Consider the following 215-nt stretch of genomic DNA (forward strand, 5'->3'; position numbering starts at 1 on the left):
ACTACGGGGTTGTTACCCTCTACGACGGACCTTTCCAGGTCGCTTCGTCTACCTCGTTCCTTTGTAACTCCGTATAGAATGTCCTACAACCCCAAGAGGCAAGCCTCTTGGGTTGGGCTATGTTCCGTTTCGCTCGCCGCTACTCAGGAAATCGCATTTGCTTTCTCTTCCTCCAGGTACTTAGATGTTTCAGTTCCCTGGGTCTGTCTTCCTTA

At 50.7% G+C, this 215-nt stretch carries 1 rRNA gene; it reads right to left on the minus strand.

Annotated features, from left to right (window positions below):
• Positions 1 to 215, minus strand: a 23S ribosomal RNA gene (locus MR079_RS29035); the annotation flags it as partial.

The sequence above is a fragment of the Bacillus cereus group sp. BfR-BA-01381 genome, assembly GCF_022663555.1.
Classification (GTDB): domain Bacteria; phylum Bacillota; class Bacilli; order Bacillales; family Bacillaceae_G; genus Bacillus_A; species Bacillus_A pacificus.